The organism is Klebsiella sp. D-Nf1, from assembly GCF_002810515.1.
Taxonomy (GTDB): Bacteria; Pseudomonadota; Gammaproteobacteria; order Enterobacterales; family Enterobacteriaceae; genus Klebsiella; species Klebsiella variicola.
In genome coordinates, this window is the sequence record NZ_PIOK01000036.1 from 1 (window position 1) to 534 (window position 534).

The window sequence follows — 534 nt, forward strand, 5'->3', positions numbered from 1 at the left end:
TGGCCTACATCGCCAGCACGTACTTGAGCATCACCCCGGCGGCGATCGCCGAGCCGATCACTCCGGCCACGTTCGGGCCCATGGCGTGCATCAGCAGGAAGTTCTGCCCGTCTGCCTCCAGACCCACCTTGTTGGACACCCTTGCCGCCATCGGCACTGCCGACACCCCCGCCGAGCCGATCAGCGGGTTGATTTTATGTTTGCTGAAGATATTCATCAGCTTCGCCATCAGCACCCCGGCGGCGGTGCCCACGCAGAAGGCGATCACCCCCAGCAGCAGAATGCCCAGCGTCTGCGGCTGCAGGAACTTGTCCGCCACCAGCTTGGCCCCCACCGACAGCCCGAGGAAGATGGTGACGATGTTGATCAGCGCGTTCTGCACCGTGTCGCTCAGCCGGTCCACCACGCCGCTCTCGCGCATCAGGTTGCCGAAGCAGAACATCCCCAGCAGCGGCGCGGCGTCCGGCAGCAGGAGCGCCACCAGCAGCAACAGCACCGCCGGGAAGAGGATCTTCTCCCGCTTACTCACCGTGC

1 protein-coding gene is annotated in these 534 nt (G+C 65.0%); it reads right to left on the reverse strand.

Translation table 11 applies throughout. The annotated features are described in order from the left end of the window. Positions 1-4: 4 nt before the first annotated feature. A partial coding sequence (locus tag CWM54_RS27890) for a sodium ion-translocating decarboxylase subunit beta (RefSeq protein ID WP_133124478.1) occupies positions 5-534 on the reverse strand: 530 nt, incomplete at its 5' end.